Origin of the sequence: Cupriavidus sp. MP-37 (assembly GCF_020618415.1) — a bacterium.
Taxonomy (GTDB): domain Bacteria; phylum Pseudomonadota; class Gammaproteobacteria; order Burkholderiales; family Burkholderiaceae; genus Cupriavidus.
This window is the reverse complement of sequence record NZ_CP085345.1, coordinates 1330747-1353662: the sequence shown is the minus strand read 5'-3', so window position 1 is coordinate 1353662 and position 22916 is coordinate 1330747. Positions and strand designations below refer to the sequence as shown.

General features: G+C 61.2%; 20 protein-coding genes. 7 read left to right on the top strand and 13 right to left on the bottom strand.

Annotated elements, in window-relative coordinates; all coding sequences use genetic code 11:
• Nucleotides 1-1571: 1571 nt before the first annotated feature.
• From LIN44_RS22495 to LIN44_RS22475, 4 genes are all read right to left on the bottom strand, one after another.
• Complete coding sequence (locus tag LIN44_RS22495; protein ID WP_227314502.1) at nt 1572-1796, bottom strand: hypothetical protein; 225 nt, start codon at nt 1794-1796, stop codon at nt 1572-1574.
• A 567-nt stretch (nt 1797-2363) separates the two neighbouring features.
• The gene (locus LIN44_RS22485) at nt 2364-3437 is read right to left on the bottom strand and encodes an alcohol dehydrogenase catalytic domain-containing protein (RefSeq protein ID WP_227314501.1); all 1074 of its coding nucleotides are present in this window, start codon (nt 3435-3437) and stop codon (nt 2364-2366) included.
• Between the two features lie 152 nt (nt 3438-3589).
• Complete coding sequence (locus LIN44_RS22480; protein ID WP_227314500.1) at nt 3590-4687, bottom strand: alkene reductase; 1098 nt, start codon at nt 4685-4687, stop codon at nt 3590-3592.
• Nucleotides 4688-4840: 153 nt separating this feature from the next.
• Nucleotides 4841-5755 (bottom strand): LysR family transcriptional regulator, encoded by a 915-nt coding sequence (locus LIN44_RS22475; protein WP_227314499.1) that lies wholly within the window; start codon nt 5753-5755, stop codon nt 4841-4843.
• Between the two features lie 152 nt (nt 5756-5907).
• Here LIN44_RS22475 and LIN44_RS22470 point away from each other — a divergent pair, with 152 nt between their 5' ends.
• The gene (locus LIN44_RS22470) at nt 5908-6843 is read left to right on the top strand and encodes a nuclear transport factor 2 family protein (protein ID WP_227314498.1); all 936 of its coding nucleotides are present in this window, start codon (nt 5908-5910) and stop codon (nt 6841-6843) included.
• A 66-nt stretch (nt 6844-6909) separates the two neighbouring features.
• On the opposite strand, the gene LIN44_RS22465 is transcribed toward LIN44_RS22470, so the two are convergent.
• The 9 genes from LIN44_RS22465 to LIN44_RS22425 all read right to left on the bottom strand — a co-directional run bounded on the left by LIN44_RS22465 (nt 6910) and on the right by LIN44_RS22425 (nt 15652).
• Nucleotides 6910-7896, bottom strand: coding sequence for an LLM class flavin-dependent oxidoreductase (locus LIN44_RS22465; RefSeq protein ID WP_227314497.1), 987 nt, complete (start codon nt 7894-7896; stop codon nt 6910-6912).
• A 16-nt stretch (nt 7897-7912) separates the two neighbouring features.
• Entirely contained in the window at nt 7913-9013 is a 1101-nt protein-coding gene (locus tag LIN44_RS22460; RefSeq protein WP_227314496.1) for an alkene reductase, read from the bottom strand.
• Nucleotides 9014-9062: 49 nt separating this feature from the next.
• Nucleotides 9063-10127, bottom strand: a complete 1065-nt coding sequence (locus tag LIN44_RS22455) for an LLM class oxidoreductase (protein WP_227314495.1) — start codon at nt 10125-10127, stop codon at nt 9063-9065.
• Between the two features lie 139 nt (nt 10128-10266).
• Nucleotides 10267-10941 (bottom strand): TetR/AcrR family transcriptional regulator, encoded by a 675-nt coding sequence (locus tag LIN44_RS22450; protein ID WP_227314494.1) that lies wholly within the window; start codon nt 10939-10941, stop codon nt 10267-10269.
• Nucleotides 10942-11057: 116 nt separating this feature from the next.
• Complete coding sequence (locus LIN44_RS22445) at nt 11058-12695, bottom strand: cation acetate symporter (protein WP_227314493.1); 1638 nt, start codon at nt 12693-12695, stop codon at nt 11058-11060.
• Nucleotides 12692-13075, bottom strand: coding sequence for a DUF485 domain-containing protein (locus LIN44_RS22440; RefSeq protein ID WP_227314492.1), 384 nt, complete (start codon nt 13073-13075; stop codon nt 12692-12694). Before LIN44_RS22440 ends, LIN44_RS22445 begins: the two co-directional genes overlap by 4 nt.
• 24 nt (nt 13076-13099) lie before the next feature.
• Complete coding sequence (locus LIN44_RS22435; protein ID WP_227314491.1) at nt 13100-14320, bottom strand: FAD binding domain-containing protein; 1221 nt, start codon at nt 14318-14320, stop codon at nt 13100-13102.
• Nucleotides 14317-14796, bottom strand: a complete 480-nt coding sequence (locus LIN44_RS22430) for a VOC family protein (RefSeq protein WP_227314490.1) — start codon at nt 14794-14796, stop codon at nt 14317-14319. The genes LIN44_RS22435 and LIN44_RS22430 overlap by 4 nt, the downstream gene beginning before the upstream one ends.
• Nucleotides 14797-15106: 310 nt before the next feature.
• The gene (locus LIN44_RS22425) at nt 15107-15652 is read right to left on the bottom strand and encodes a MarR family winged helix-turn-helix transcriptional regulator (RefSeq protein WP_227314489.1); all 546 of its coding nucleotides are present in this window, start codon (nt 15650-15652) and stop codon (nt 15107-15109) included.
• Nucleotides 15653-15893: 241 nt separating this feature from the next.
• Between LIN44_RS22425 and LIN44_RS22420 the strand changes: the two genes are divergently transcribed.
• From LIN44_RS22420 to LIN44_RS22395, 6 genes are all read left to right on the top strand, one after another.
• Nucleotides 15894-17915, top strand: coding sequence for an NADPH-dependent 2,4-dienoyl-CoA reductase (locus tag LIN44_RS22420; RefSeq protein ID WP_227314488.1), 2022 nt, complete (start codon nt 15894-15896; stop codon nt 17913-17915).
• A gap of 49 nt (nt 17916-17964) precedes the next feature.
• Nucleotides 17965-19608 carry an AMP-binding protein gene (locus LIN44_RS22415; RefSeq protein WP_227314487.1) on the top strand — a complete coding sequence of 548 codons (1644 nt, stop codon included), beginning with the start codon at nt 17965-17967 and terminating at the stop codon, nt 19606-19608.
• Nucleotides 19609-19635: 27 nt separating this feature from the next.
• A complete protein-coding gene (locus LIN44_RS22410; RefSeq protein ID WP_227314486.1) occupies nt 19636-20403 on the top strand; it encodes a glucose 1-dehydrogenase in 768 nt (255 codons plus the stop codon).
• Between the two features lie 15 nt (nt 20404-20418).
• The gene (gene badI, locus LIN44_RS22405; RefSeq protein WP_227314485.1) at nt 20419-21237 is read left to right on the top strand and encodes a 2-ketocyclohexanecarboxyl-CoA hydrolase; all 819 of its coding nucleotides are present in this window, start codon (nt 20419-20421) and stop codon (nt 21235-21237) included.
• The gene (locus tag LIN44_RS22400) at nt 21234-22004 is read left to right on the top strand and encodes an enoyl-CoA hydratase-related protein (RefSeq protein WP_227314484.1); all 771 of its coding nucleotides are present in this window, start codon (nt 21234-21236) and stop codon (nt 22002-22004) included. Before badI ends, LIN44_RS22400 begins: the two co-directional genes overlap by 4 nt.
• A gap of 117 nt (nt 22005-22121) precedes the next feature.
• Nucleotides 22122-22916, top strand: coding sequence for an enoyl-CoA hydratase-related protein (locus LIN44_RS22395; protein ID WP_227314483.1), 795 nt, complete (start codon nt 22122-22124; stop codon nt 22914-22916).

The window sequence follows — 22916 nt, the reverse complement described above, 5'->3', positions numbered from 1 at the left end:
AAGGCATGCACTACAGTGCGACGTATGGTGCACAATATTAACGCCTGGAGCATGTGCCCCCAACACAACGAGGTCCCATAAGCGATGGCTGGCCGCATATGCTTTATATGGCAGCACGCTCGGCACGAGCGTACGATGAGGCACTGCGCTGCTTGTCCGACGCGGCGATAAGGGCACTCAGTAGCAAGACAGCGATTTGGAAGTTTACGGTTTTCGAATCCTGCGCAGTAAAAGGCACGATTCGGTGGTTTACTTCAACGAAGAGAAGAGGCTCCTTTTGATTAACCTAAGAAGGAACGCCCGCTGACCTTGAAGCCGGGACGTATGACGAAATTGATGATTGAGCTAACCGAGGAACTTTACGCACGAGTCGCTGATATAGCGAGATCAGAGCAGACGACGCGCGAAAAAGTGATTCTCGATGCAATCCAAGCCTATGTTCGCACCCGTCGGGTGACGGTGGAGCCAGTAGATGCCTTTGGCCTTTGGAGGAACCAGGCATCAGCCACGCGCCGATATGTAGAGTCAATCAGATCAGAATGGGGGGATGAGGCGATCTAATCTCATCTCCAGCCGAGTCGAAATACATAGCCTAAGCAGGATCCCAGCTTCCGAAGTTAGTAGTAGAAGCCGCGATCACTGTTGGAGAAATTATGGTCAACCGGGGGGAGTATTTCAGCAGCCTGCTACTAGCGTCGCAGGGTCCAGTAGACAACTTCGCCGTAGGTGCATATCGTATCTGACAGATCTGGAACGACATGCCATCCAGAACCGAGGACCTGGAGATCATTGAACGGTGCGTCGACGTCGCTCTGCGCGGCGTTGCGACCTCTTTGAACAAGCGCGACGCGAACGTCTTCAGGCTTGCCGCCATGATTCTAAGGCCCCGGTTTCCCATACAGTCTGCAACGCTCATGGCCGTATGCGACAAGCATTTTCAGTTGCATCGTGACGACCTTGTCGAGAGTGCGCAAGTTGTTCGCAACGGGTGGATAACGAGCCCGTCGCGCTTCAGAGATTTGCTGGAGTTCCGCTTAAGGTTCCTTCTGAAATGACGAGAATATGGAAATGGGCGAGGGCGACCCATCCCTGCCTTTCCGTCTGTCGGTGTAGAGCGGCCCGGCGCCAACGGGCGAAAGCCTTTTGACGGCTGCGGGGTGATCGCCTGCACCATTTCATGAATCGCTGAACAGATCAGCACGGGCAGTGGATCTCCGGGAGGCGGCAGTAACTTAGCTAAGACGAAGCGGCAACAAGGCACGGCCAGCTGGGACGAGCATCGCTCGCCCCTCATACTTGGTAGGTCAGAAATCGAAGACCACCTGGCCATGGCTGGTCGTGATGGCAACTGGCTTGATCGTGGGATCATACGTGCACTGCCCGCTTCGTTGGCCCTCGCACTCCCTTTTCAGGGAAGTCAATGCGCGGCGATTGATCCCACCTTCGCCGTCGCCGAGCGCGTCGCGGGCCAATGTGACAACAGTGTCGATTAGCTCGGCCGACCGTTCATCTGTCGTCTTCAGAAAGCCGGGGTCCGTCAGGGTGAGATAGTCGTCGGAGTTGGACAGCGGCTAGATAATCTTCATCATGGCGTCGTAGTGATTCTTGTCGTTGGCCTGGATGAGACCGAGCAAATCGGTGAAGACGGCCGGAGCCTCGGATAGTACGGAGAGGTCATCGGCGAACCGTGCTTGATATTGATAGGTATAGTCCTCCTTTTTTACACCGCGTGGCAGGATTCTGGATGGGCCCAACCGTGCAAGGCAGCTATCCTGCTCTTTGCCGTCAGCGTTCATCGCTGGTATCGCTGAACGCCAGCAGCGCAGCTCACCGAGCAGCTCGCGGCCGCCGATCCGGCACAGCGGCAGGCTGCCGTCGACCGGGAAGCGGTGCGGTAGGAATTGGCCGCGACGACGCGCGGGGCCCAGCGCGCCGAGGCAAAGCCGTACTCAGCAGGAGGCATTGGCGCTGCCTGGTGACCACCAGGAAGCCAGCAAAGCTAGCAACAGCAACGATGACAACGAAGATTGAGCCAGCGGCCGCGATCCCTCTGGATCCAGGCGCAGATGGCGACTACGACCTGACCATGGAGGAACCGCGGGCGCAGGGTGCTTTGATCCACCCCCCCACCCCCACAAGCACCGCTCTTGGTCTGCCACCGCAAGGCCGCGGTGCAGATCTGGCAAGGGACCAGTGAGATGCCGGACTGGCTACGGCGGGTGGTCAATCCGGGACAAAGCATGGAGTTTTACCGGGGTGGATAGCGGCCCATTATTCACGCGTCAATACCGAAGACGGCTCCTTGTGATAGCGGATTCCCCTTATCTTGGTGGACGGCCTACGTCGGCGATATCAAGCTCTACTCAAGGCTTCAGTGCCAGCTTGACGACACCATCGCGTTGATGGCCGAACAACTCGTAGGCAGCGACCACGTCATCAAGCGGATAGGTGTGCGTGACCAAATGGTCTAGCTTGATGCGCTGGCTAGAAGTCACGTTGAGTAGCCGACGCATGCGCTCTTTGCCGCCTGGGCATGTCGAGGTAACGATTCGCTTGTTGGCAAGGCCGGCGCCAAAGCCGTCCAGAGGGACAGGAATATCCTTCGAATAGATGCCAACGCTAGACACGGTACCGCCGGGACGTGTCACGTTGACGCAGGTCGCCATGGTCTCATCGCGGCCGAGGCACTCCAGGGCCACGTCGGCTCCCACGCCATTCGTAAGTTTCATTACCTCGCCCAGCACATCGCATTCTTTGGGATTAAGAAGGACGTCAGCGCCCATCGACCTGGCTTTCTCGAGTCGTGCTTCGACCGGGTCTACTGCGATCACCAGGCCGGCGCCCTGGAGCCGCGCGCCCGCAGTGGCACACAGGCCGATCGGACCTTGGGCTATGACAACAACGACATCGCCAATCTTGATGCCTGCGGACTCGGCAGCGGAAAAACCGGTGCTGACGATGTCCGGAATCAGGAGTACGTCCTCATCGCTCAGATGGTCGGGAATCAGTGCAAGGTTTGCCTGAGCGTCTGGCACAACGAAATACTCCGCCTGGCAGCCGTCCAGATAGTTGCCAATCTTCCAACCTCCCGCCACTTTCCAGCCATTGGGGGCTTGGCTGCCGCACTGGGAATGGAATCCCATTAGGCAGGACGAACACTGGCCGCACGGAGTCACTGCTGCACACAGCACGCGCTGTCCTTCCTGGTAACCCGTGACTTGGGAACCAAGCTTTTCGATGATGCCGATTGGTTCGTGCCCCAGGGTCAGTCCGCTGCGCACAGGGTATTCGCCCTTCAGGATATGAATGTCAGTGCCGCAGATTGTGGTCGTCGTAATGCGAATCAGGGCATCCGTGGGCCCGATGTCGGGAATCGGCTTGTCTTCAAGCGCAATGCGCCCCGGTTCGACGAATACGGTGGCTTTCATCATAGCCATGCGAGGTCTCCAGTTATTCGGTCGAGGCGGATCGACCGAGTTGTCTTCCGCCATATACTTATCGACCGATCAGTGATCGGTCGATAAACTGTAGCAGATGCGTCTGTACGCTGCAGACTCAACTATCTAGGTATTTACCCTGTGGTCGGCTCTCAAGCTCCATAGGCCGGATAGTCGGTATAGCCCTTTGCAGATCCACCGTACCAGTGTTCCATAGACGCCTGGGCGAGCGGGACGTTGTCTTTCAAGCGCGAAACCAGGTCAGGGTTCGCAATAAAGGCCCGGCCGAAGGCCACAACATCCGCGGTTCCTGCGGCGACGAGCTGCTTCGCCTTATCGCCGTCGATGCCGCCATTGACAATTAGTGCGCCGGAGTAAGCTGGGCGGACGATCTCCAGAATGCGCGGCAAGTCGTGACGGTCGAACCACCCATTTGTGTCGGCAACGTGCAGATAAGCCATTCCGAACTCCTGCACCATGGCGGCGACATACCGGTACGTCGGCGCCGGATCGGGATCGCGTACGTTGTTATAGTCAGCAAACGGTGAGATCCGAACGCCGATGCGGTCGAGCGGAAATACTTCCGACACCTGCTCGATGATCTCCCGCAAGAAACGCGTCCGGTTTTCCAGCGAGCCGCCGTATTGGTCATCGCGCTGGTTGGTACCGGGAGACAGAAACTGATGCGGCAGATAGCCGTTGGCAGCATGAATTTCAAGTCCATCGAAGCCAGCGGCCTTCGCGTTTTCGGCGGCACGACGGTATTCCTGGACGGTGGCCCGGACTTCCTCGGTGGTCATTGCGCGCGAGGGCGTGGCATGGATCTTGGTGTAGACGCCATTTTCCAACTGCCCCCAAACATGGAGGAGATGCAGATCGTCGTTGACGGCCGACGGCGAAACGGGAGCCTTACCGTTGAGAATGGCAAAGGAACTGGCGCGGCCGGTATGCCAGAGCTGGGCCACGATGCGGCCGCCGTGCTGGTGAATGCCGTCCACCACACGGCGCCAGCCTTCGGTCTGTTGGTCGCTGTAGATGCCTGGCGAGCGTTCAAACGACTGCGAGTTCCGAGTGACGTTGATCGCTTCGGAGATGATGAGTCCGGCACCCGCACGTTGTGCGTAGTATTGCGCCATCAGCGCGGAAGGCACGTCGTTGGCGTCGGCCCGCGAACGGGTGAGCGGTGCCATGACGACACGGTTGGCGAGCTCGATGGCGCCGAGCTTGAATGGGTCGAAAAGACTGGGCATGGATACGTTCTCCGGTTTGCATACCGCCATGTCGTTGTGGATGGACGAACGCAGGCGTTGCGAAGAACGAAGTCTGAAAGAAAGCGCAGACCGGATAAAGCCGTCTTCCGTACCAGGATATGGTCCGCCGGGGACCCAATCATCTATCCGTTGTCAGCGCTGCTCCCACGGTTGACCATCCTTCCAGCTTTCGACCAGGAGGTCGATAAAGGTACGAATCCTGGGCGACAGATGACGCTTGCTCGGGTAGATGATCCGGATAGGATCCGGTGCTGGCACAAACTCTTCCAGGACTGGAATCAGGGCCCCGCTGCGCAGTGCGTCGCCAGTAATATACGTGGGCAACTGCACGATCCCGAACCCGGCAAGGGCAGCTGCACGCATGGCTTCCGAACTATCGATGCTCAGGCGACCCTGGGTGTCGAATACGTAATGGCCGTCCGGCGTGTCAAAGTGCCATGCTCGAGGGCGATCCGCGCTACGCAGCGTGATGATGTCATGCTCATGCAGCGCCTGTGGCGTTTGTGGCGTGCCCCGTCTGGCGAGATAATCGGGGGAAGCGCAGGTCAGAAATCGTTGCGTTCCGATGGTTCGCGTCAGAATTGCGGAATCGTCCTTCGGTTCTCCGATACGTATAGCAATGTCGAAGCCTTCGTCTACCAGATCGACAAAGCGGTCCGTGAAGGAGATATCGGCGCGAAGTTCGGGCCATTGCTTGAGGAAGATGTCCAGCACTGGCAGGATGTGCCGCTGGCCGAATGACAACGGCGCCGTCAATCGTAGCGTCCCCGTTGGCTTGCTTCTGCGCATGGCCATGGTGGCATCTACATCCTCGAGATCCTCGATAATCTGGCGGCAACGCTCATACATGATTCGCCCTTCGTCCGTCAGGCTCAGTTGGCGCGTGGTCCGATTCAACAAGCGCACGCCAAACCTGGCTTCCAGCCGGACGACGCTCTTGCCGATGGCCGAACGGGTCAGCCCCAGTGAGGCTGCGGCAGCGGTAAAGCTGCCAGTCTTGACCGCCGCCACGAATGCGGCAATGTCTCCAATCCGGTTGAGTTCCATTCGTTTGTCGTATTCGCGTTCGCGCTTGGGTGTTTCGATTCCGGGATATGGGACCGCACGTCCCGAATCATCCGACTAATCTTGCCGCCTGTCCATATGCGCGCTCGCCGGCCTTCGATAGCCAAAGCTGCGCACCGATTAGGAGTTGAAGCATGCATCCCCCTGCAGTTCTACGTGATCGTCTGGAAGCCACCCTGACAGCGTTCCTTGACTATTGGTCCGGTGAGAATGTTGGCGATGTCCATACACTGTTTAGCCCCGCGGTGCATTTCCAATCCAGCCACCGCGGCGACGCGCGCGGGCGAGAAGCGGTGGCCACGATGCTGGCAGTCGATTCTCGCGACCGCCGGATTGTCCATATCACTGGCTCGAATGAGGTGGTGCGGTTTAGCGGCCGGGAAGGGGTGATGAGTGCCTATTTCTTCGGCGAGGTGCGCGATCATGAAGCTCCCAATTCCAGTGCCGCGCTATTCGGAGGATTCGTGACATTGATGACGTGCGTCCACGAAAACATTCCCCTGATTCATGACATCCGGATGCAGATCAACTGGGTTCAAGGCAATGCAGCGCTACTGACGGATTGGACGTTGCCCGTCCAGGACCGCGCATGGCAGCCGGGCGATCGCGTTGCAACGATCGTCAGCGAGATGGATTCTCCCTGGACTCGTACCGACCTACATGCAGCGGAATCGGATCAATATGCAGTGGTTGAGACGTGGTATCGATACGCCTGGGCTCTGGATCAAGGAGATTTCTCTCTGCTCGCGGGTTGCTTTAGCGAAGATGCGCAAGCGGTTCTTACACCAATGGGCCATCTGCGCGGGCGTAGAGAGGTGGTGGGGACACTCAAGGCGTTTCGTTTTCCTTGGCCATGGATGCAACACTATGGCACCCCACTGAAGATAGAGATTGACAGCGAGCAGGGCACGGCACGGTTGTGGATTGGCAGATTGATGCCAGGAAAGACCCAGCAAGCGGACGGCTCGCGCTTGCTAGGTGCGCACTACCAAATTCGCTTGCGTCGCCATGATGCAGAGCCATGGCTGATCGAATGGATGGAATACGTGCCCGGATGGTTCAGCGCCTGACCTGATCGACAAGCAAGCGGGGCGAGGAAGTATCGCCCCGCGTCCTCCTTGTACATCTGATGCCGTCTAGTCGACAAGGGCGCCCCGCAGCGACTCGGCTGCATACTGATGCGAGCGAAGGCGTGCGCCCGCGTCGAAAATCCGGCAGTCGATCATCAGTTCGTCCGCGCCGGTCCGTTTGACAAGCTCATGCATCCACGCGCCCACCTTGGCCTTATCCCCGGCGACCGTGCACGCTAACACCTGGTTGAGGACGTCACGCTCGTGATCGGGGAGGTTTTTCACATACCCTTCCACCGGACGTGGTAGCAGTCCAGTGCGCCCCATGTGCAAATTGAGCATCCACTGTTGGTGGGACGAGGCCAGGAACTCCGCTTCGTCATTTGTGTCGGCCGCAAAAACGTTCACGCCCACCATGACGTAAGGCGCCGAGTAGTGCAGCGATGGTCGGAAATTCTGGCGATAGTGGGCGATGGCGTGGTGAAGATAGCGTGGGGCAAAATGCGACGCAAACGCGTAGGGCAACCCCAACTTGGCCGCCAGGTCGGCACCATAGAGGCTGGATCCGAGAATCCAGACGGGCACATCATTCGGCTCATGTCCCGCGCGTACGGGCTGCCTGCCGTTGTCGGCAAGGTAGTCCATCATCTCCATGACGTCTTGTGCGAAGTCGCGCTCCGGCGCGCCTCGGCGCAGGGCACGGACAGTGGCGCCGCCACTGCCAGGCGCGCGACCGACGCCGAGGTCGATTCGGCCCGGGTGCAGCGTGTTGAGGGTGCCGAATTGTTCCGCCACCACGAGCGGGGCATGATTCGGCAGCATGATGCCCCCCGATCCGACGCGAATGGACGACGTCGCCGAGGCGATGTCTCCAATGATCAGGGGCGTGGCGGCAGATCCGATGCCGGGCATATCGTGGTGCTCCGCAATCCAGTAGCGCTTGTAACCATGATTTTCCACGTGGCGGGCCAGTTGTCGCGACGCATCGAGTGCATCGGCAAGCCGCTTGCCCTCGCCGATCATCACGAGGTCCAGTACTGAGAGTGCTGTCATTCTTGCTCCAATTGCTTCAGACCGTCGCCACATCCTCTGTGGCGACGTTGAAAGGCGGATAGTCGGTGTACCCGTGGGCACCGCCGCCGTACAAGGCTTCCTCGCCCGCCTCTGCGAGCGGCCAGCCGTGATACATCCGGGCAACGAGGTCCGGGTTGGCAACGAACGGTCGGCCGAACACGGCGAGATCGATTTGGTTATCGTCGATGGCACGCTTAGCAGACTCCGCAGTGAAGCCACCTGCTAGCATCAGCATTCCGCGATAGGCTGCGCGGAATGCCTGCTGAAACGTAGCCGAACCCAGGTGACTGGCATGAACGTATGCGAGACCGCGCTGAGATAGCGCTTTGGCCAAGGCGAGCCAGGTCTCTTCCTCGCCGTCGAACGGATGCAGGTCGTAGAGGCGCGCAAACGGAGAAACGCGCACGCCAACACGTTGGCTGCCAATCTCCTGTGCGACCGAGTCGATCGTTTCAAGAAGCAGACGCAGCCGGTTGTCGACCGCGGCACCGCCATACTGGTCGTTACGCGTGTTAAGCCTCCCATTGATGAACTGCTCGAAGAGAAAGCCGTTACCGGCGTGGATTTCCACGCCATCGAAGCCGGCCCGCATGGCGTTACGCGCAGCGTCGCGAAAGTCAGCAACAATCTGGCGGATACCATCTGCATCCAGTTGAGCTGGCGTGCTCACTGGTACCTGTGCAGGGCGTCTTTGCTGATCGTAGGCCCGCACTGTTGTGTTAGCGGCCGGAATCGCCACAGGGCCAACTGGCTGACGCCCGCCTTCCTGCAAGGAGGTATGCGAGACCCTGCCGACGTGCCAGAGCTGTACGAAGACATGCCCGCCTGCGGTGTGAATGGCGTCCGTAACGCGCCTCCAACCGTCGGTCTGTGCCTGAGTATGAATTCCCGGAGTGCCGAGGTAGCCGCGTCCCTGCGCCGAAACCTGTGCGCTTTCGGTAATGATCAGGCCAGCGCTGGCGCGTTGCGCGTAGTAGAGCGCCATCTGCTCGGTCGGCACCGTATCGGCGGCGCGTGCCCTCGTCATCGGCGCCATGACGATGCGATTTCGCAGCGTCAGCCTGCCAAGCTGGAAGGGATCAAAGAGTGCTGACATGGAACTGTTCCTTGTCGTGCCCTAAGGCAAAAGCCATGGGCCGACTGCATCAGACATGTGAGGGAAAATCGGACAACACGTACTCGGCAAGCTCCTCCAGGATTTCCTTGTAAGGCTGCCGGCTGACCTTGGGGTTGAGCGCAACATGCGACACACCCGCGGCCTGAGCCTGCTCCAGGTAGGCGCGCAAGCCATTGCGCCCTGCGCGAAAGCCGCCCGGCATCCGCTGGAAAGGCATGTCAGGGTTCGTGCCGAGATCGAAGAAGCCGCCGATTCCGATTGGCTTGAACAAGTCGGTGCCGGCGGCCGCGCGCACCTGCACCCGCCACTGCGCGCCGAACTCGGTCAGCCTGTCGACCGGCGGGGAGCCTGTCAGCAGACCGTCGACATTCTGAGCTAGCCAATCCATGCTCTGCTGCGCCTGGCCTACGGCGATGGAGGGGACGCGGCCGTACGGGGCTTTGGGTACGAGATCAAGCGTTCCGGGAGACCCACCGAAGCGCGTCGAGCGGAAGCTGGGAAAGCGCTGTTCCGCCAACGTACGAAAGACTGTGTAAGCGTCGCGATAGCGGTCGCCACGGGATTCGTAGTCGATGCCGAGCATCGGGTAGTCGCTCTCGCGATCTCCCGAAGAAAGGCCGAGCACCAGCCGACCGCCGCTAAGTTGATCAAGTGAAGTCGCCTGCTTGGCGAGATACATCGGTTCCCGGGTCGGAAGAACGATCCCCGTGGTGCCGAGGGTGATGCGGGTCGTCGCTGCCGCCAGGTAGCCTATATAAACCATCGGCTCGAAGATCTGAGCGACATCGCCGTAGGCAGGATCGTAAAACGGCACGTCTCGCATCCATAGCGCGCCAAAGCCAAGAGCTTCGGCGCGTTGCGCCATCTCCACGTGGTCTGCCATGGTCGGCGCCGGCTTGCCCGGATGTGTTTCCAGTGGAAGGATAAGGCCGACCGTCAGGGCCCCAGGCCGGAACAGGCGCTGGTAGCCAGGATGCTGTTGCAGATGGGGATGCGGAAGCGACGTGTGGCCGCTCTCATCGGAAAACGAATGCACGCTTGCCGGTGCTTTGGCGTGTTGGGATTGCTGCAGGGTAGTCGAGTGGGCTGACATGACGCTTGTCCCGTGTATGTCGATGCGGGAAGTATCATTGATTCCCGCCCGGCAATAAACGGGTTAATGTGCCCGTCACACGGTCCACAGATTCCCCAATAAGACCGGCAAAGGGTCAACAAGGCACGGAGAAGGCGTTTCAGGCTTTCTGGCCTCGAATTTTCTCCATCGCTGCGGGTGCTCCATACAGGAACAAGTCGACTTTCTGGCGGATTAGCGCTTCCAGATCGGTAGGCACTTTCAGACCATAGACCCATTTGCGAACGCCAATGTAGAAAATGGCAGCATGAAGGCTCCAGATCATCTCGATCTCGGCGTCCGTTTCGGTGGCATTGCGCGGGACGGGGATGCCGAAAGCTTCCCGTATCTCGGCCAGGACCGGAAGGAATACCTTGGTCCGTAGCTTGCTGAGATATTTGTTGTTAATACCTTCGTGCGTCAGGCCGGCAAAAATGAAGAGCCGGATCCACTCCTCACGAAGAATCACCGACGAATAGTCGAGATAAAAGGCGTGGAGTCGCTCGACCAGCGGCAGGGACCGGTCCGTGATCTGTCGCTCCCAGTCCGGGCGCCACTGGAAGACCTCGTTGTAGACACGCTCGATCAACGCATCCTTGCTCTCGAAGTACCGGTAAAGCAGGGGCTGGGTGACGCCAATCTGACGAGCCAGCTCACGCGTGCTTCCACCGAACCCATTACGCGTGAAATGTTCGATGGCCTTCTCGACGATCTGCTGCTCCCGTTCCTCCGGCAGCAACCTGCGGGTGGACTTGTTGGCGGCGACGTCCCCGGTCGTTGTGGCGCGTGACTCCATGGCTGTCTCTCGGTCCTTCTGTTCGAATGTCCCGATTCTACCAATCGCCCGATAAATGGAAACAGGCGGCAGGCCAGTCGCGGGCCGCCGCCTCGGGGTGACACCGGAAGGCGCCGTCAGCTTCCAGACTTCGCAAGGATGCCTAATTCGCAGTCAACGCGCTGGTTCTGGTACGCATTACGCTCCCACACGCCACGCGCCGAGCGGTCGATGACAGAAAACAGGTAGATCCCCGCGAAGGCCACCAGCATCGAGAACAGTGCCGGATACTCATACGGATAAATCGCGGACGGGTGGCCTAGCACCTGTACCCACACCGTTGGGCTGAGGATCGTCAGCACCACGGCCGTGACCAGGCCTATCATGCCGCCAATGACGGCGCCGCGTGTAGTCAGACCACGCCAGTAGATCGAGAGCAGCAGAACCGGAAAATTGGAGCTTGCCGCGATCGAGAACGTGAGGCTGACGATGAACGCGATGGTCTGCTTCTCGAACAAGATGCCAAGCAGGATCGACAGTACGCCCAGCACCAGCGTGGTGATGCGCGAGATCCGCATCTCGTCCTTGTCCGACGCTTGGCCCTGGCGAATCACCGTGGCATAGAGGTCGTGGGAGATTGCCGAGGAACCGGCCAACGTCAGTCCTGCCACCACTGCAAGGATCGTCGAAAAGGCGACCGCGCAGATGAATCCCAGGAAGACATTGCCGCCCACCGCATGAGAAAGGTGCACGGCCACCATGTTGACGCCGCCGATGACCGCGCCAGTGCTGTTGTGGTACAGGGGATCCTTCGCTACCAATGCAATTGTGCCGAAGCCGATCACGATGATGAGCGCGTAGCCCATGCCGACAATGCCGGTTGCGTAAAGCACGCTCTTGCGCGCCGCTTTGACGTTGCTAACCGTGAAAAACCGCATCAGGATGTGCGGCAGGCCTGCCGTGCCGAAGATCAGTGCCAACCCGAGCGAAACCGCCGAGACCGGATCGGACACCAGCCCGCCTGGGCGCATGATTGCCTGCTGCTTGCCATGGGCTGCAATCGCGTGGTCGAACAGGCTGTTCAGGCTGAAGCCGAAGCGGCTCATCACCATGAACGCCATGAAGGCGCAGCCGGCCAGCAGCATGACCGCCTTGATGATCTGGATCCACGTTGTCGCCAGCATGCCGCCGAAGAACACGTACACCACCATCAGTACCCCGACAAGCACCACCGCCGAAGTGTAGCTAAAGCCGAACAGCAGTTCCACGAGCTTGCCCGCACCCACCATCTGCGAGACGAGGTATAGCAGCACGATCACGATGGAACTCGATGCCGAGAAGGCGCGAATTGGACGTTGCCGAAGCCGGTACGACAGCACATCGGCTAACGTGTAGCGTCCGAGGTTGCGCAGCGGCTCGGCAATCAGGAACAGGATGATCGGCCAGCTCGCCAGGAAGCCGATCGAGTAGATCAGTCCATCGTAGCCACTAGTGAACACGAGTGCCGAGATGCCGAGCAATGACGCGGCGGACATGTAGTCGCCCGCGATAGCCCAGCCATTTTGCATCGCCGTGATCTTGCCGCCGGCGGCATAGTGATCAGCGACGCTGTTGTTGCGCTTGGCTGCCCATCGCGTGACACCAAGCGTAGCAACGACAAATACCAGGAACATTGCGATGGCGATGACATTCAGTCCCTGGCCCACCGGAGGAGTTGCGGCCATGGCCGGGGTGGCCATCGCAAGCGCGATGACTGCAAGGAGGAAGCGGTTCATGACTGTGCTCCGGCGCGAACTTCCGCGATCATGCGATCGTAAACAGTGTTGGTGCGGTAGACGTAGACGGCTACCAGGGCAAACGTGAAGGCAAACATGCCGAAGCCGACCGGAATACCGACGCTCATGGGCTGTCCGGTCACCAGCGGTAGGGCAAGCAGATCCGGGCGAAACGCCAGCGTCAGGATGAAGCCAAAGTAGGCGAGCAGCATCACTGCGGTAAGTGACCACGAGAAACGACGGCGAGCGCGTTGAAGGTGCTCGAAGTCGGAGCGTTCGAGCATCGGGTGCGGAGTCAGCGGTGGATCGATGTCGTCGACAGCACGGTGGACGCCATATGGCGCGCCTAGCGAACCAGATGGGGGGGCGACTTGAGGCATGGTTGTCTCCTAATGTTGATGTTGTCAGAAGCGACGCGACACGGCGGTCTCTCGCATGACGGCTTCCGGCGTCCGGTAGCGCTCGGCCATGGCACGGTCCTCATCGCTCTTCAGCTGCGCCTGCATGTAGGCACCCAGGTGGCGGGCATGCTCGACGATTGCCTGGCCCACCTGTACCCGCTCCGCGCTGTAGGTCTCAAGGCCTGCTTCAACGGTGGCGGATGTGTCCAAAGCGCGGACGAGCGCGATGGCATCACCTGCAGCTTTCGTCACGCCCATGCCGCAATGCGGGCGCGCCACGAATGCGGCGTCGCCAAGCAGGGCAATGCGCCCGAAGGACATGCGCGAGACGGTCAGGTCATAGATCGGCTGGAACAGCGGTTGGGGCGTCCGCGCCACAACCTCGGCAAACTGGGGCGCGAGCAGTTCGGCCGCAGCGCTCTCCATGTCGGCAAGCACGTCAGCGCGGATCAATGCCGGAGGGATGCCGCTAGACCAGCACTTGCCCTGTGCGTCGGTCAACAGATCAGCCAACTCATCTTCGCAGGTGGCGCGATACCAAACGAAATTGAAGCGCCGCTCGCCGGGGGCTGTGCTATTGCGGTCACCGGCGACCGGGTAACCGAGGATTTGTTCTCGCGGTGGCAGGCAGAACGCGAACTTATCGAAGATCGCGCCATGAGTGGCTGGAGTGAGGCCGGTTTCGTCGACGAGACCGCGCCACGCGATGTAGCCAGCGTATTCGAGTTGCGCCGATGGCAGCAGCTGTTCCCGCACGCCTGATCGGAAGCCATCCGCGGCAATTACCATGTCCGCGCGATACGTCGAGCCATCCTGAAGCGTGACCTCGGCATGATCGGGGTGCGTAGCCACCCCCGTCACATTCGCGCTGGTGCGATACTTGCCGGCAAAGGCCTTGCCCAGTACCTCGTACATTTTTCCCCAGGCTGTCAGCGTCTGCGGCAGTTCGCGATCGGAAACGGCGCTGCCGTCGCGCGCCAGCGTGACGCGGGTATTGACTGACACGCCGATACTGTCGTCCACGGTCACACCGGCCGCGGCCAGGGCCTCGAACAGTTCCGGGTGCGTGACAATGCCGGCGCCTCGCCCGGTCAGTGCCTCGGGAGTACGCTCGAAAATCTCCACTTCCCAACCGGCACGCGAAAGGAGGTTTGCGGCAAACAGCCCGCCCACGGACCCTCCGATCACGATGGCCTTGCGTGGCGATGGTTGTGCGGCGTTCATGCTGTGGCTCCTGCGTCGGCTTGCTTTTGCGGTGGCGCGGTCAGGCCCGCTACCTCTTCTGCGGAATAGTTGAGTTCGATCGTGACGCCCGAGGGGTCCTCGATGAAAAGCTGGTGAAGTCCCAGGCTGGGGACCGTGCGGTCCCGCCAGGGGATGCCCTCGGCTTGCAGCGTTTGCCACATTGCGGCTACGCCCTTGGCTAGGAAGGCAATATGGTCGACAGTGCCGGTTCCGGTCTCCGGCAGCGCCTTGTCACCAAGGTAAGCTGTCAAACCAGAGAGATTGCCGGGATCGACGCCAATAATGTGGACAGTTCCGAAGTCCCCTTCGTCGTCCCCCATGTAGAGCCACGCTCCCGGGAAGGCGAAGGGCGGGCGATAGCCGCGCTGAAACCCAAGGACGCGTTCGTAGAATGCGCACGAACGTTCCAGATCGGTCGTGCGGATTGAATAGTGGGCCAACTTTGTGATTCCCATCTTTGCCTCCATATAATTATCACTCGATAAGTGATCATGTGATAAATCATAGGGCGATGAGGATCGATTGCCAAGACGCGGACGAGCGGTGTTTACCCCTAAGTATTCAAGTTAAAACTGTGCAAAAGTGCACACGGCATACGACTCCGACCATGTCACTTGCTGGCTGCGGCCCGGCGTGCGAGAACGCATGGCGCGGTGCCTTACGCCATTTTGGGGACCCATGGCGCGTCGATGGGTACGGGCGTATCCGACCGCAACTCAGTACAAGAGATCACCGTTTCGGACTGTCTTCAGGCGCCGGGCCTGCCTACAAAATCCGAGATGAGGTCTTCTTCTCCAGGGGCTGTGCAGCTTCGGCGTCTTGAACGGCGACGTCTCCGACGCTGTCGAGGTGGACAGCGGCCATGCCCCCATTGAGCTGGTTCAGAAAGTGCACCAGTGAGACCTTATCGTCGAACCGGAAGCTCACCAGAGCCTGGCGATAGAACTCATAGATCTTGGGCTGCAGACTGGACCAAAACGCGCGTCCCTTCGGGGTCAGCATCACATTCTTGGCGCGCCGGTCCACGGTGTCAGCCACCCGCACCACGTGTTCGTCGCGCTCCAGGCGCTTGAGCACGCCATCTAGGCTTTGCCGGCTGACCACGAGGTACTCGGCCAGTTCCGAGAACGACATGCCTTGCGCGGCTTGCGGCCGCGTCAGCGCGCCCAGGACTGACCACTGCACCGTCGTGATGCCCAAGTACTTGATGGTCTGCCGGTCCAGCGTGTTGCCTGCCTGAAATAGCCGGAAGAACAGGCGGTTGTGGACGGACGAGACGGACTGGTCATAGGAGGGGTCGGAATCGGTCATGGCTCGGGTTGCGGATCACGCGGCTGGGGAGGCGCGATGGCGACATTCTACGGCCATGTGCACCTCCGCGCCGCTATGCCGTTTGCGTCGGATAAATGCTGCTTCAGCAATATATGACATGTAGATTGCGCGATTGTTCGGGCAACACGGAGTTTTCACGTAAATATATATCAAGTACTTGACGTATATTCGTGGAGTGCCTAGTATGTGTTCACGCAAGTACAGAACAACGAGGAAACCCATGGAGACACTCGACAAGATCCTGACGCCGCTGGCGATAGGTAACCACGTCATTCCAAACCGGATGGTGATGGGCGCGATGCATACGCGGCTGGAGACCCTTGACCGGCCGCGCGAGCGCCTTGCTGCCTTCTATGCGGCGCGCGCCGAGGGCGAGATCGGCCTGATCCTGAGCGGCGGCTTCTCGCCGAATCCGGAAGGGGTGATGGAGGCGGGCGGGCCGCTTTTCAACAGCGTCGATCAGCTTGACGAGCATCGGGCCGTGACCAGCGCCGTGCATGAGGCGGGCGGCAAGATCGTGCTGCAGATCCTGCATGCCGGCCGTTATGCCAAGGTGCCGGAGTGCGTGGCCCCGTCGCCGGGCAAGGCGCGCATCAATACCTTCTCGCCGCACGCGCTCACCACGGATGAGGTATGGCGGACGATCGCTGACTTTGCCCATACCGCGGCGCTGGCGGTCGAAGCCGGCTATGACGGCGTCGAGATCATGGGGTCGGAGGGATACCTGATCAACGAGTTCACCGCCGCGCCGACCAACCGGCGTGACGATGCCTTCGGCGGCAGCTTTGAAGCGCGCATCCGCTTCCCGCTCGAGGTCGTACGCGCGGTGCGCGAGCGGATCGGCCGCGATCCGATGCTGGTCTACCGGATCTCCGCGATCGACCTGGTCGAAGGTGGCATGACCGGTGAGGAGGTGGCCGAATTCGCCAGGCAGGTCGAAGCAGCTGGCGCGGACTTGATCAACACCGGTGTGGGCTGGCATGAGTCAGCCGTGCCGACCATTGCGGCCACCGTGCCGCGGGCGGCGTGGAGCGAGGCGGTGAAGAACGTCAAGCAGGCGGTGAGCATTCCGGTCATGGCTTCGAACCGGATCAATTCGCCCGGAGCCGCGGAACAGGTGATCGCTGCGGGCGTTGCCGATCTGGTGTCCATGGCACGGCCGCTGCTGGCCGATCCAGAATTCGCCCGCAAAGCACGGCTTGGCATCCCCGAAGAGATCAATACCTGTATTGCTTGCAACCAAGCTTGCCTCGACCGCATTTTCACCGAGCGCACCGCGACGTGCCTCGTCAATCCGCGCGCCGGCAGGGAAATCGAATTTCCCATTGGGATCGTGTCCGCCCCGAAGCGGATCGCCGTCGTGGGGGGCGGGCCGGCCGGGATGGCGTTTGCGATTAACGCCACGGAACGCGGCCACTGCGTGACGCTATTCGAAACGGACGCCCAGCTTGGCGGTCAGCTCAATCTCGCCAAGATGGTCCCAGGCAAGGCCGAGTTCCACGAGATGCTGCGCTATTTCCGCGTTAGACTGGACAAGCTGAAGGTCACGCTGCGGCTGGGCGAGGCCGCCACGCCCGAGGCGCTTGCCACAGGTGGGTTCGATGAGATCGTGCTGGCCACGGGCGTGTCGCCGCGTGTGCCGGCCTTCGCCGGCGTCGATCATCCCAAGGCCGTGTCCTATCTCGACGTGCTGAGCGGCAAGGTCACGCCCGGCCAGCGTGTGGCCATCATCGGCGCAGGTGGGATCGGCTTCGACGTTGCCGAATTCCTGCTTGGCGATGCCGAGGAATCGCTCGATCCGCAGGCCTTCTTCCGCGCGTGGGGCGTCGATCCGCGGAGCACCACGCCGGGAGGCCTGACCGCGGCGGCCGAGCCGGACGCGCCGCGCCGCAGCGTCTTCATGTTCCAGCGCAAGGACGAGCCCCTCGGCAAGCGCCTGGGCAAGTCCACCGGATGGATCCTGAAGGCCAGGCTGCGCAAGGCCAATGTCGCCATGACGGCGGGCGCGACCTATGACGCCATCGATGACGAGGGCCTGCATTACACGGTCCAGGGCAAGCCGCATTTACTCCCCGTCGATCACGTCGTCTTGTGCGCCGGCCAGAACTCAAACCGCACGCTGTACGACCAGCTGGTGGCACGTGGTCTTAAGCCCCGCCTGATCGGGGGCGCCGACGTCGCCAGCGAGCTTGACGCGCTGCGCGCCATCGACCAGGCCACCCGGCTCGCTGTCACCCTGTGAGTTTCCGCCTTCACCCACCGCCCCGCCAGATTTCCCGCAGGAGACGCTCGTGCCCACCAAATACGACCAAGGCCTGGAAAAGTGCCAGGCAAATTTTCAACCCCTGACGCCCCTGTATTTCCTCAAGCGCGCCGCGGACGTGTTCCCGGAGCGTGCCGCCGTGATCTATCGCGACCGTCGCTACACCTGGCGGCAGTATGCGCAGCGCTGCTACGCCCTGGCCAGGGCACTGATCGCGGCGGGCATCGAGCGCGGCGACACGGTATCGATCATTGCGCCGAATATTCCCGAAATGCTTGAGGCGCACTTCGGCGTGCCGCTGTCCGGCGCCGTGCTGAACTGCATCAATATCCGCCTCGACGCACCGGCCATTGCCTTTATTCTCCAGCACTCCGAGACCCGGCTGCTGTTCGTCGACAGCCAGTTTGCCGCCGCCGCGCGCGAGGCCGTCAGCCAGTCCGGCCGCGAGATCCGGATCGTCGACATCATCGATCCAGCATCCGGCTGCGACGAGCACCTCGGCGAGATTGACTACGACACCTTCCTGGAGACTGCAGCGCCTGACACTGCCCTGCGCTATCCGGCCGACGAGTGGAATGCCATTGCCCTGAACTATACGTCGGGCACCACCGGAAATCCCAAGGGCGTGGTCTACCACCACCGCGGTGCCTACCTGAACGCGTTGGGCCAGTCTATCAATGCCGAGATGCCTGGCAGCAACCCCGTCTACCTATGGACGCTGCCGCTGTTCCACTGCAACGGGTGGTGCTTCGCGTGGGCCATGGCGGCGATGGGGGGCACGAGCATCTGCCTGCGCAAGGTGGTGGCCGACGACATCTACGCAGCCATCGAGGCGCACGGCGTGACGCATTTCGCCTGCGCGCCGACCGTGCTCGATTTCCTCGTGGATGGCAAACCGGCCAACTGGGTCAAGCCTACTCGGCCGATCCGGATCATGTGCGCGGGGGCATCGCCGCCGACGGCGGTGCTGCGCAAGGTGTCAGCACTCGGCTTTTCCTTGCTGCACGTATACGGCATGACCGAGATGCACGGCGTCAACACGTTGTGCCAGTTGCAGCAGGAGTGGCGCGAGGAAGGCGAGGATGGCTTCTTCGCGCATCTGTCCCGGCAAGGCGTACGCAGCGTGGTGATGGAAGACATGGTAGTGGTCGACCCCTCGTTTGCACCGGTGCCTCGTGATGGCCAGACCATGGGCGAAGTGATGTTCCGCGGCAACCTGGCCATGAAAGGCTATCTGAAGAACCCCGAGGCGACGGCGGAAGCGTTTGCCGGTGGCTGGTACCACAGCGGCGACCTCGCCGTGGTGCACGGCGACGGCTATATCGAGATCAAGGATCGAGCCAAGGACATCATCATTTCCGGCGGCGAGAACATCTCTTCGCTCGAGGTCGAAGAGGTGCTGTACACGCACCCGGCCGTCCAGACTGCAGCCGTGGTGGCGGTGCCCGACGCCAAATGGGGCGAAGTTCCGTGCGCGCTGCTGGAGTTGAAGCCACAGTTCGCGGGGGCACTGAGTTCGGAAGATGTGATCCGGTATTGCCGCGAGCGGCTGCCTGGCTTCAAGACGCCGCGCCACATCGTCTTTGAAACGCTGCCGCGCACGGCGACCGGCAAGCTTCAGAAATTTGTCCTGCGCAAGCTGGCCGCCGCGGCGGTAGCCAGCCGGACTTAGTCACGAATTCACTCAGGAGATTGCAGTATGCGAGGTCTGAACGACAAGGTGGTCGTCATCACCGGTGCGGCCGGTGGGATTGGCAAGGCGCTGTGCCAGCGGTTTTGCGAAGAAGGTGCGCGCGTGGTCGCCGTTGATGTCAATGCCGATGCGCTGGAGCAACTCAGCACGTCGCTCAAGCACACCGGCTCGGGCGTCACGGCGGTCAAGGTCGACATTACCGACCATGGCGCCGTGACGGCGGCGATCGACACCGTTGCGCAAGAGCTCGGCGGCATCGACGCGCTGGTCAACAACGCCGGCTGGGACGTGGCGGCGAAGTTTCTCGAGACGACACCGGAGTTCTGGAACAAGGTAATCGCCATCAACCTGGTGGGGCCGCTGAACCTGCACCACGCTGTGTTGCCGTGGATGGTAAAGGCGAAGCAGGGCAAGATCGTCAATATCTCGTCCGACGCCGGCCGCGTGGGCTCGTCGGGCGAATCGGTCTACTCGGCATGCAAGGGCGGCGTCATTGCCTTCAGTAAGACCATTGCACGCGAATGTGCCCGCAACAATATCAACGTCAACGTGGTGTGCCCCGGTCCCACCGACACAGCACTGCTGCAGTCGTTTCTCGGCGAAGGCGAATACGGCCAGAAGATCTATGAAGGCCTGAAGCGCGCCATCCCGTTCAATCGGCTCGGGCAGCCCGCTGACATTCCTGGCATTGTCAGCTTCCTCGCGAGCGACGACGCGAACTTCATCACCGGCCAGGTCATCAGCGTGTCCGGTGGCCTGACCATGCACGGCTAAAGGCAAGCACACACCATGAACCGATACACCGATATCCTTTATGAAGTGCGTGCGGGCGTGGCGCGCATCACGATCAACCGCCCGGAGAAATACAACGCGTTTCGCGGGAAGACTTGCGACGAGCTGATTGATGCCCTGAACGCCGCATCGTGGGACAAGTCCGTTGGCGTGGTCGTACTGACGGGTGCCGGCGACAAGGCGTTCTGCACCGGTGGCGACCAGTCGGCGCATGACGGCGGCTACGACGGGCGCGGCGTGATCGGCCTGCCTGTGGAGGAACTGCAAGGCATGATCCGCGAATGCCCGAAACCGGTGATTGCACGCGTCAACGGTTATGCCATTGGCGGCGGCAATGTGCTGGTCACGTGCTGTGATCTGGCAATTGCCTCCGATACTGCGCAGCTGGGCCAGGTGGGGCCGAAGGTCGGTTCGGTCGACCCAGGATTTGGCACGGCGTTGCTGTCGCGTGTCGTGGGTGAGAAGCGGGCACGCGAGATCTGGTTCCTGTGCCGGCGCTACACCGCGGCGGAAGCCCTGAACATGGGTCTGGTGAATGCCGTCGTGCCGCACGACCAGCTCGACGCGGAAGTCGACAAGTGGTGCCAGGAAATCCTGGCCATGAGCCCCACGGCACTGGCCATTGCCAAGCGTTCGTTCAATGCCGACACCGATTCGATCCGCGGCATCGGCGGGCTGGGTATGCAGGCACTCGCGCTGTACTACGAGACTGACGAATCGCAGGAGGGCGTACGCGCGTTCCTCGAAAAGCGCAAGCCGCGTTTTCGCGAAGTCTATGAAGGCAAGCGGAAGAAGCCGGATGGAGGCCAGGCATGACCATCGGCCTGCGCTATGACGGCGAGCTGGCCGTGCTGACGATCGATCGGCCGGCCTCGCTTAACGCCCTGAACCTGGACATGCTGAAGACCTTGTCCGGCCATGTTGACGACATTGAACGGTCCGGCGTGCGCGGCGTTGTCATCGTCGGCGGGGGCGATCGTGCGTTCTGCGCCGGCGCGGACATCGCGGAATTGCAGGACCGCACGCCTCAGCAGCACCTGGATGGTTCGGTGTTCGGGCAACTGGTGCTTTCGAAACTGGCTGCGCTGAGCATGCCCAGTGTTGCGGTCATCCGTGGCGCGGCACTGGGGGGCGGTCTGGAACTCGCCATGGCATGCAGCTACCGGGTGGCGTTGGCCGGCGCGAAACTTGGGCTGCCGGAGATCAAGCTCGGCTTGATCCCGGGCTATGGCGGGACGCAACGGCTGCCACGGCTGGTCGGCACAACCCGGGCGCTGGATCTGATTATCACCGGCCGAATGATCGCCGCAGACGAGGCACTGGAGATTGGCCTGGTCGACCGGCTGATCGAGGGCGGCGACCCGGCCGCTGTCGGCAAGGCGCACCTGGCCGACGTCTCGGCAGGCCGGCCTTCCGCCGTCCATCTGGCGCGCGAGGCGGTCTTGTCTGCAACGCGGCTGGATCTGGATGCCGGCCTGCGCGCAGAGGCCGCATTGTTCTCCCGGGCCACGCGAACCGACGACGCGCGCGAAGGCATCGCAGCATTCCTTGCCAAACGCGCGCCGCAGTTCACCGGCAAATAACGTATCGCGTGAAAGCGCGCGGCGCCGATGGTGCCGACACGGCACTCAACGCCGGTTACAGCTAGTGGCAGCCAGAGCGCGCGCAAACGGCACCATTCCGTGAAGGAGGGTCAATCCATGACATTCAAGAACATCAAGGTCACGACAGGAGCGGCAGTCGCGCGCATTACTCTGGACCGGCCAGGAAAGCTGAACAGTCTCGATGAGGCAACGATGATCGAATTGCTTCGTGCCGTCGACCTGGTCGCCAATGACCAGTCATCACGCGTACTGGCGATCACTGGCGTGGGCCGCGCATTCTGCGCAGGCCAGGATCTGGCCGATCCTGCGATGCAGATCGTGGACGGGAAGCTGCCCGACATCGGTACCCACGTCGAGCGGTACTTCAAGCCTCTAGTCATGAAGCTGCAAAGCCTGCCTGTCCCGAGCGTCGCTGCTGTGAACGGTCTGGCTGCGGGCGGCGGGGCGTCGCTCGCGCTCGCCTGTGATGTCGTGGTAGCCGCAAAATCCGCGTACTTCCTGCAGGCGTTCTCGAAGATCGGGCTCACACCAGACACCGGCAGTACCTGGTTTCTGACGCACCGGGTCGGAATCGCCCGGGCCATGGGCTTGGCGCTGTTCGCGGACAAGTTATCGGCGGAGATGGCCGCCGAGTGGGGACTGATCTGGGACGTACTCGAGGACGCCGCATTTGCCGCGGGAGTTGACGAGCTCCTTGAAAGGATGGCATCCATGCCGACCAAGGCCATGGTGCGTACGCGACAGTTGATGCTTGCCGCCGCGGTGCATTCGCTTGAACAGCAGTTGTCGATGGAGGCTACCTCTATTCGGGAGCTTGGCTGGAGCCAGGACTACCAGGAAGGCGTTCATGCGTTCAGCGAGAAGCGACAGCCCACGTTCTCCGGCTCCTGA

Excerpts from the sequence above, each read along its gene's own strand:
- LIN44_RS22495 (WP_227314502.1), bottom strand. The coding sequence starts at position 1,796 with ATGAACGCTGACGGCAAAGAGCAGGATAGCTGCCTTGCACGGTTGGGC.
- LIN44_RS22485 (WP_227314501.1), bottom strand. The coding sequence starts at position 3,437 with ATGGCTATGATGAAAGCCACCGTATTCGTCGAACCGGGGCGCATTGCG.
- LIN44_RS22480 (WP_227314500.1), bottom strand. The coding sequence starts at position 4,687 with ATGCCCAGTCTTTTCGACCCATTCAAGCTCGGCGCCATCGAGCTCGCC.
- LIN44_RS22475 (WP_227314499.1), bottom strand. The coding sequence starts at position 5,755 with ATGGAACTCAACCGGATTGGAGACATTGCCGCATTCGTGGCGGCGGTC.
- LIN44_RS22470 (WP_227314498.1), top strand. The coding sequence starts at position 5,908 with ATGCATCCCCCTGCAGTTCTACGTGATCGTCTGGAAGCCACCCTGACA.
- LIN44_RS22465 (WP_227314497.1), bottom strand. The coding sequence starts at position 7,896 with ATGACAGCACTCTCAGTACTGGACCTCGTGATGATCGGCGAGGGCAAG.
- LIN44_RS22460 (WP_227314496.1), bottom strand. The coding sequence starts at position 9,013 with ATGTCAGCACTCTTTGATCCCTTCCAGCTTGGCAGGCTGACGCTGCGA.
- LIN44_RS22455 (WP_227314495.1), bottom strand. The coding sequence starts at position 10,127 with ATGTCAGCCCACTCGACTACCCTGCAGCAATCCCAACACGCCAAAGCA.
- LIN44_RS22450 (WP_227314494.1), bottom strand. The coding sequence starts at position 10,941 with ATGGAGTCACGCGCCACAACGACCGGGGACGTCGCCGCCAACAAGTCC.
- LIN44_RS22445 (WP_227314493.1), bottom strand. The coding sequence starts at position 12,695 with ATGAACCGCTTCCTCCTTGCAGTCATCGCGCTTGCGATGGCCACCCCG.
- LIN44_RS22440 (WP_227314492.1), bottom strand. The coding sequence starts at position 13,075 with ATGCCTCAAGTCGCCCCCCCATCTGGTTCGCTAGGCGCGCCATATGGC.
- LIN44_RS22435 (WP_227314491.1), bottom strand. The coding sequence starts at position 14,320 with ATGAACGCCGCACAACCATCGCCACGCAAGGCCATCGTGATCGGAGGG.
- LIN44_RS22430 (WP_227314490.1), bottom strand. The coding sequence starts at position 14,796 with ATGGGAATCACAAAGTTGGCCCACTATTCAATCCGCACGACCGATCTG.
- LIN44_RS22425 (WP_227314489.1), bottom strand. The coding sequence starts at position 15,652 with ATGACCGATTCCGACCCCTCCTATGACCAGTCCGTCTCGTCCGTCCAC.
- LIN44_RS22420 (WP_227314488.1), top strand. The coding sequence starts at position 15,894 with ATGGAGACACTCGACAAGATCCTGACGCCGCTGGCGATAGGTAACCAC.
- LIN44_RS22410 (WP_227314486.1), top strand. The coding sequence starts at position 19,636 with ATGCGAGGTCTGAACGACAAGGTGGTCGTCATCACCGGTGCGGCCGGT.
- badI (WP_227314485.1), top strand. The coding sequence starts at position 20,419 with ATGAACCGATACACCGATATCCTTTATGAAGTGCGTGCGGGCGTGGCG.
- LIN44_RS22400 (WP_227314484.1), top strand. The coding sequence starts at position 21,234 with ATGACCATCGGCCTGCGCTATGACGGCGAGCTGGCCGTGCTGACGATC.
- LIN44_RS22395 (WP_227314483.1), top strand. The coding sequence starts at position 22,122 with ATGACATTCAAGAACATCAAGGTCACGACAGGAGCGGCAGTCGCGCGC.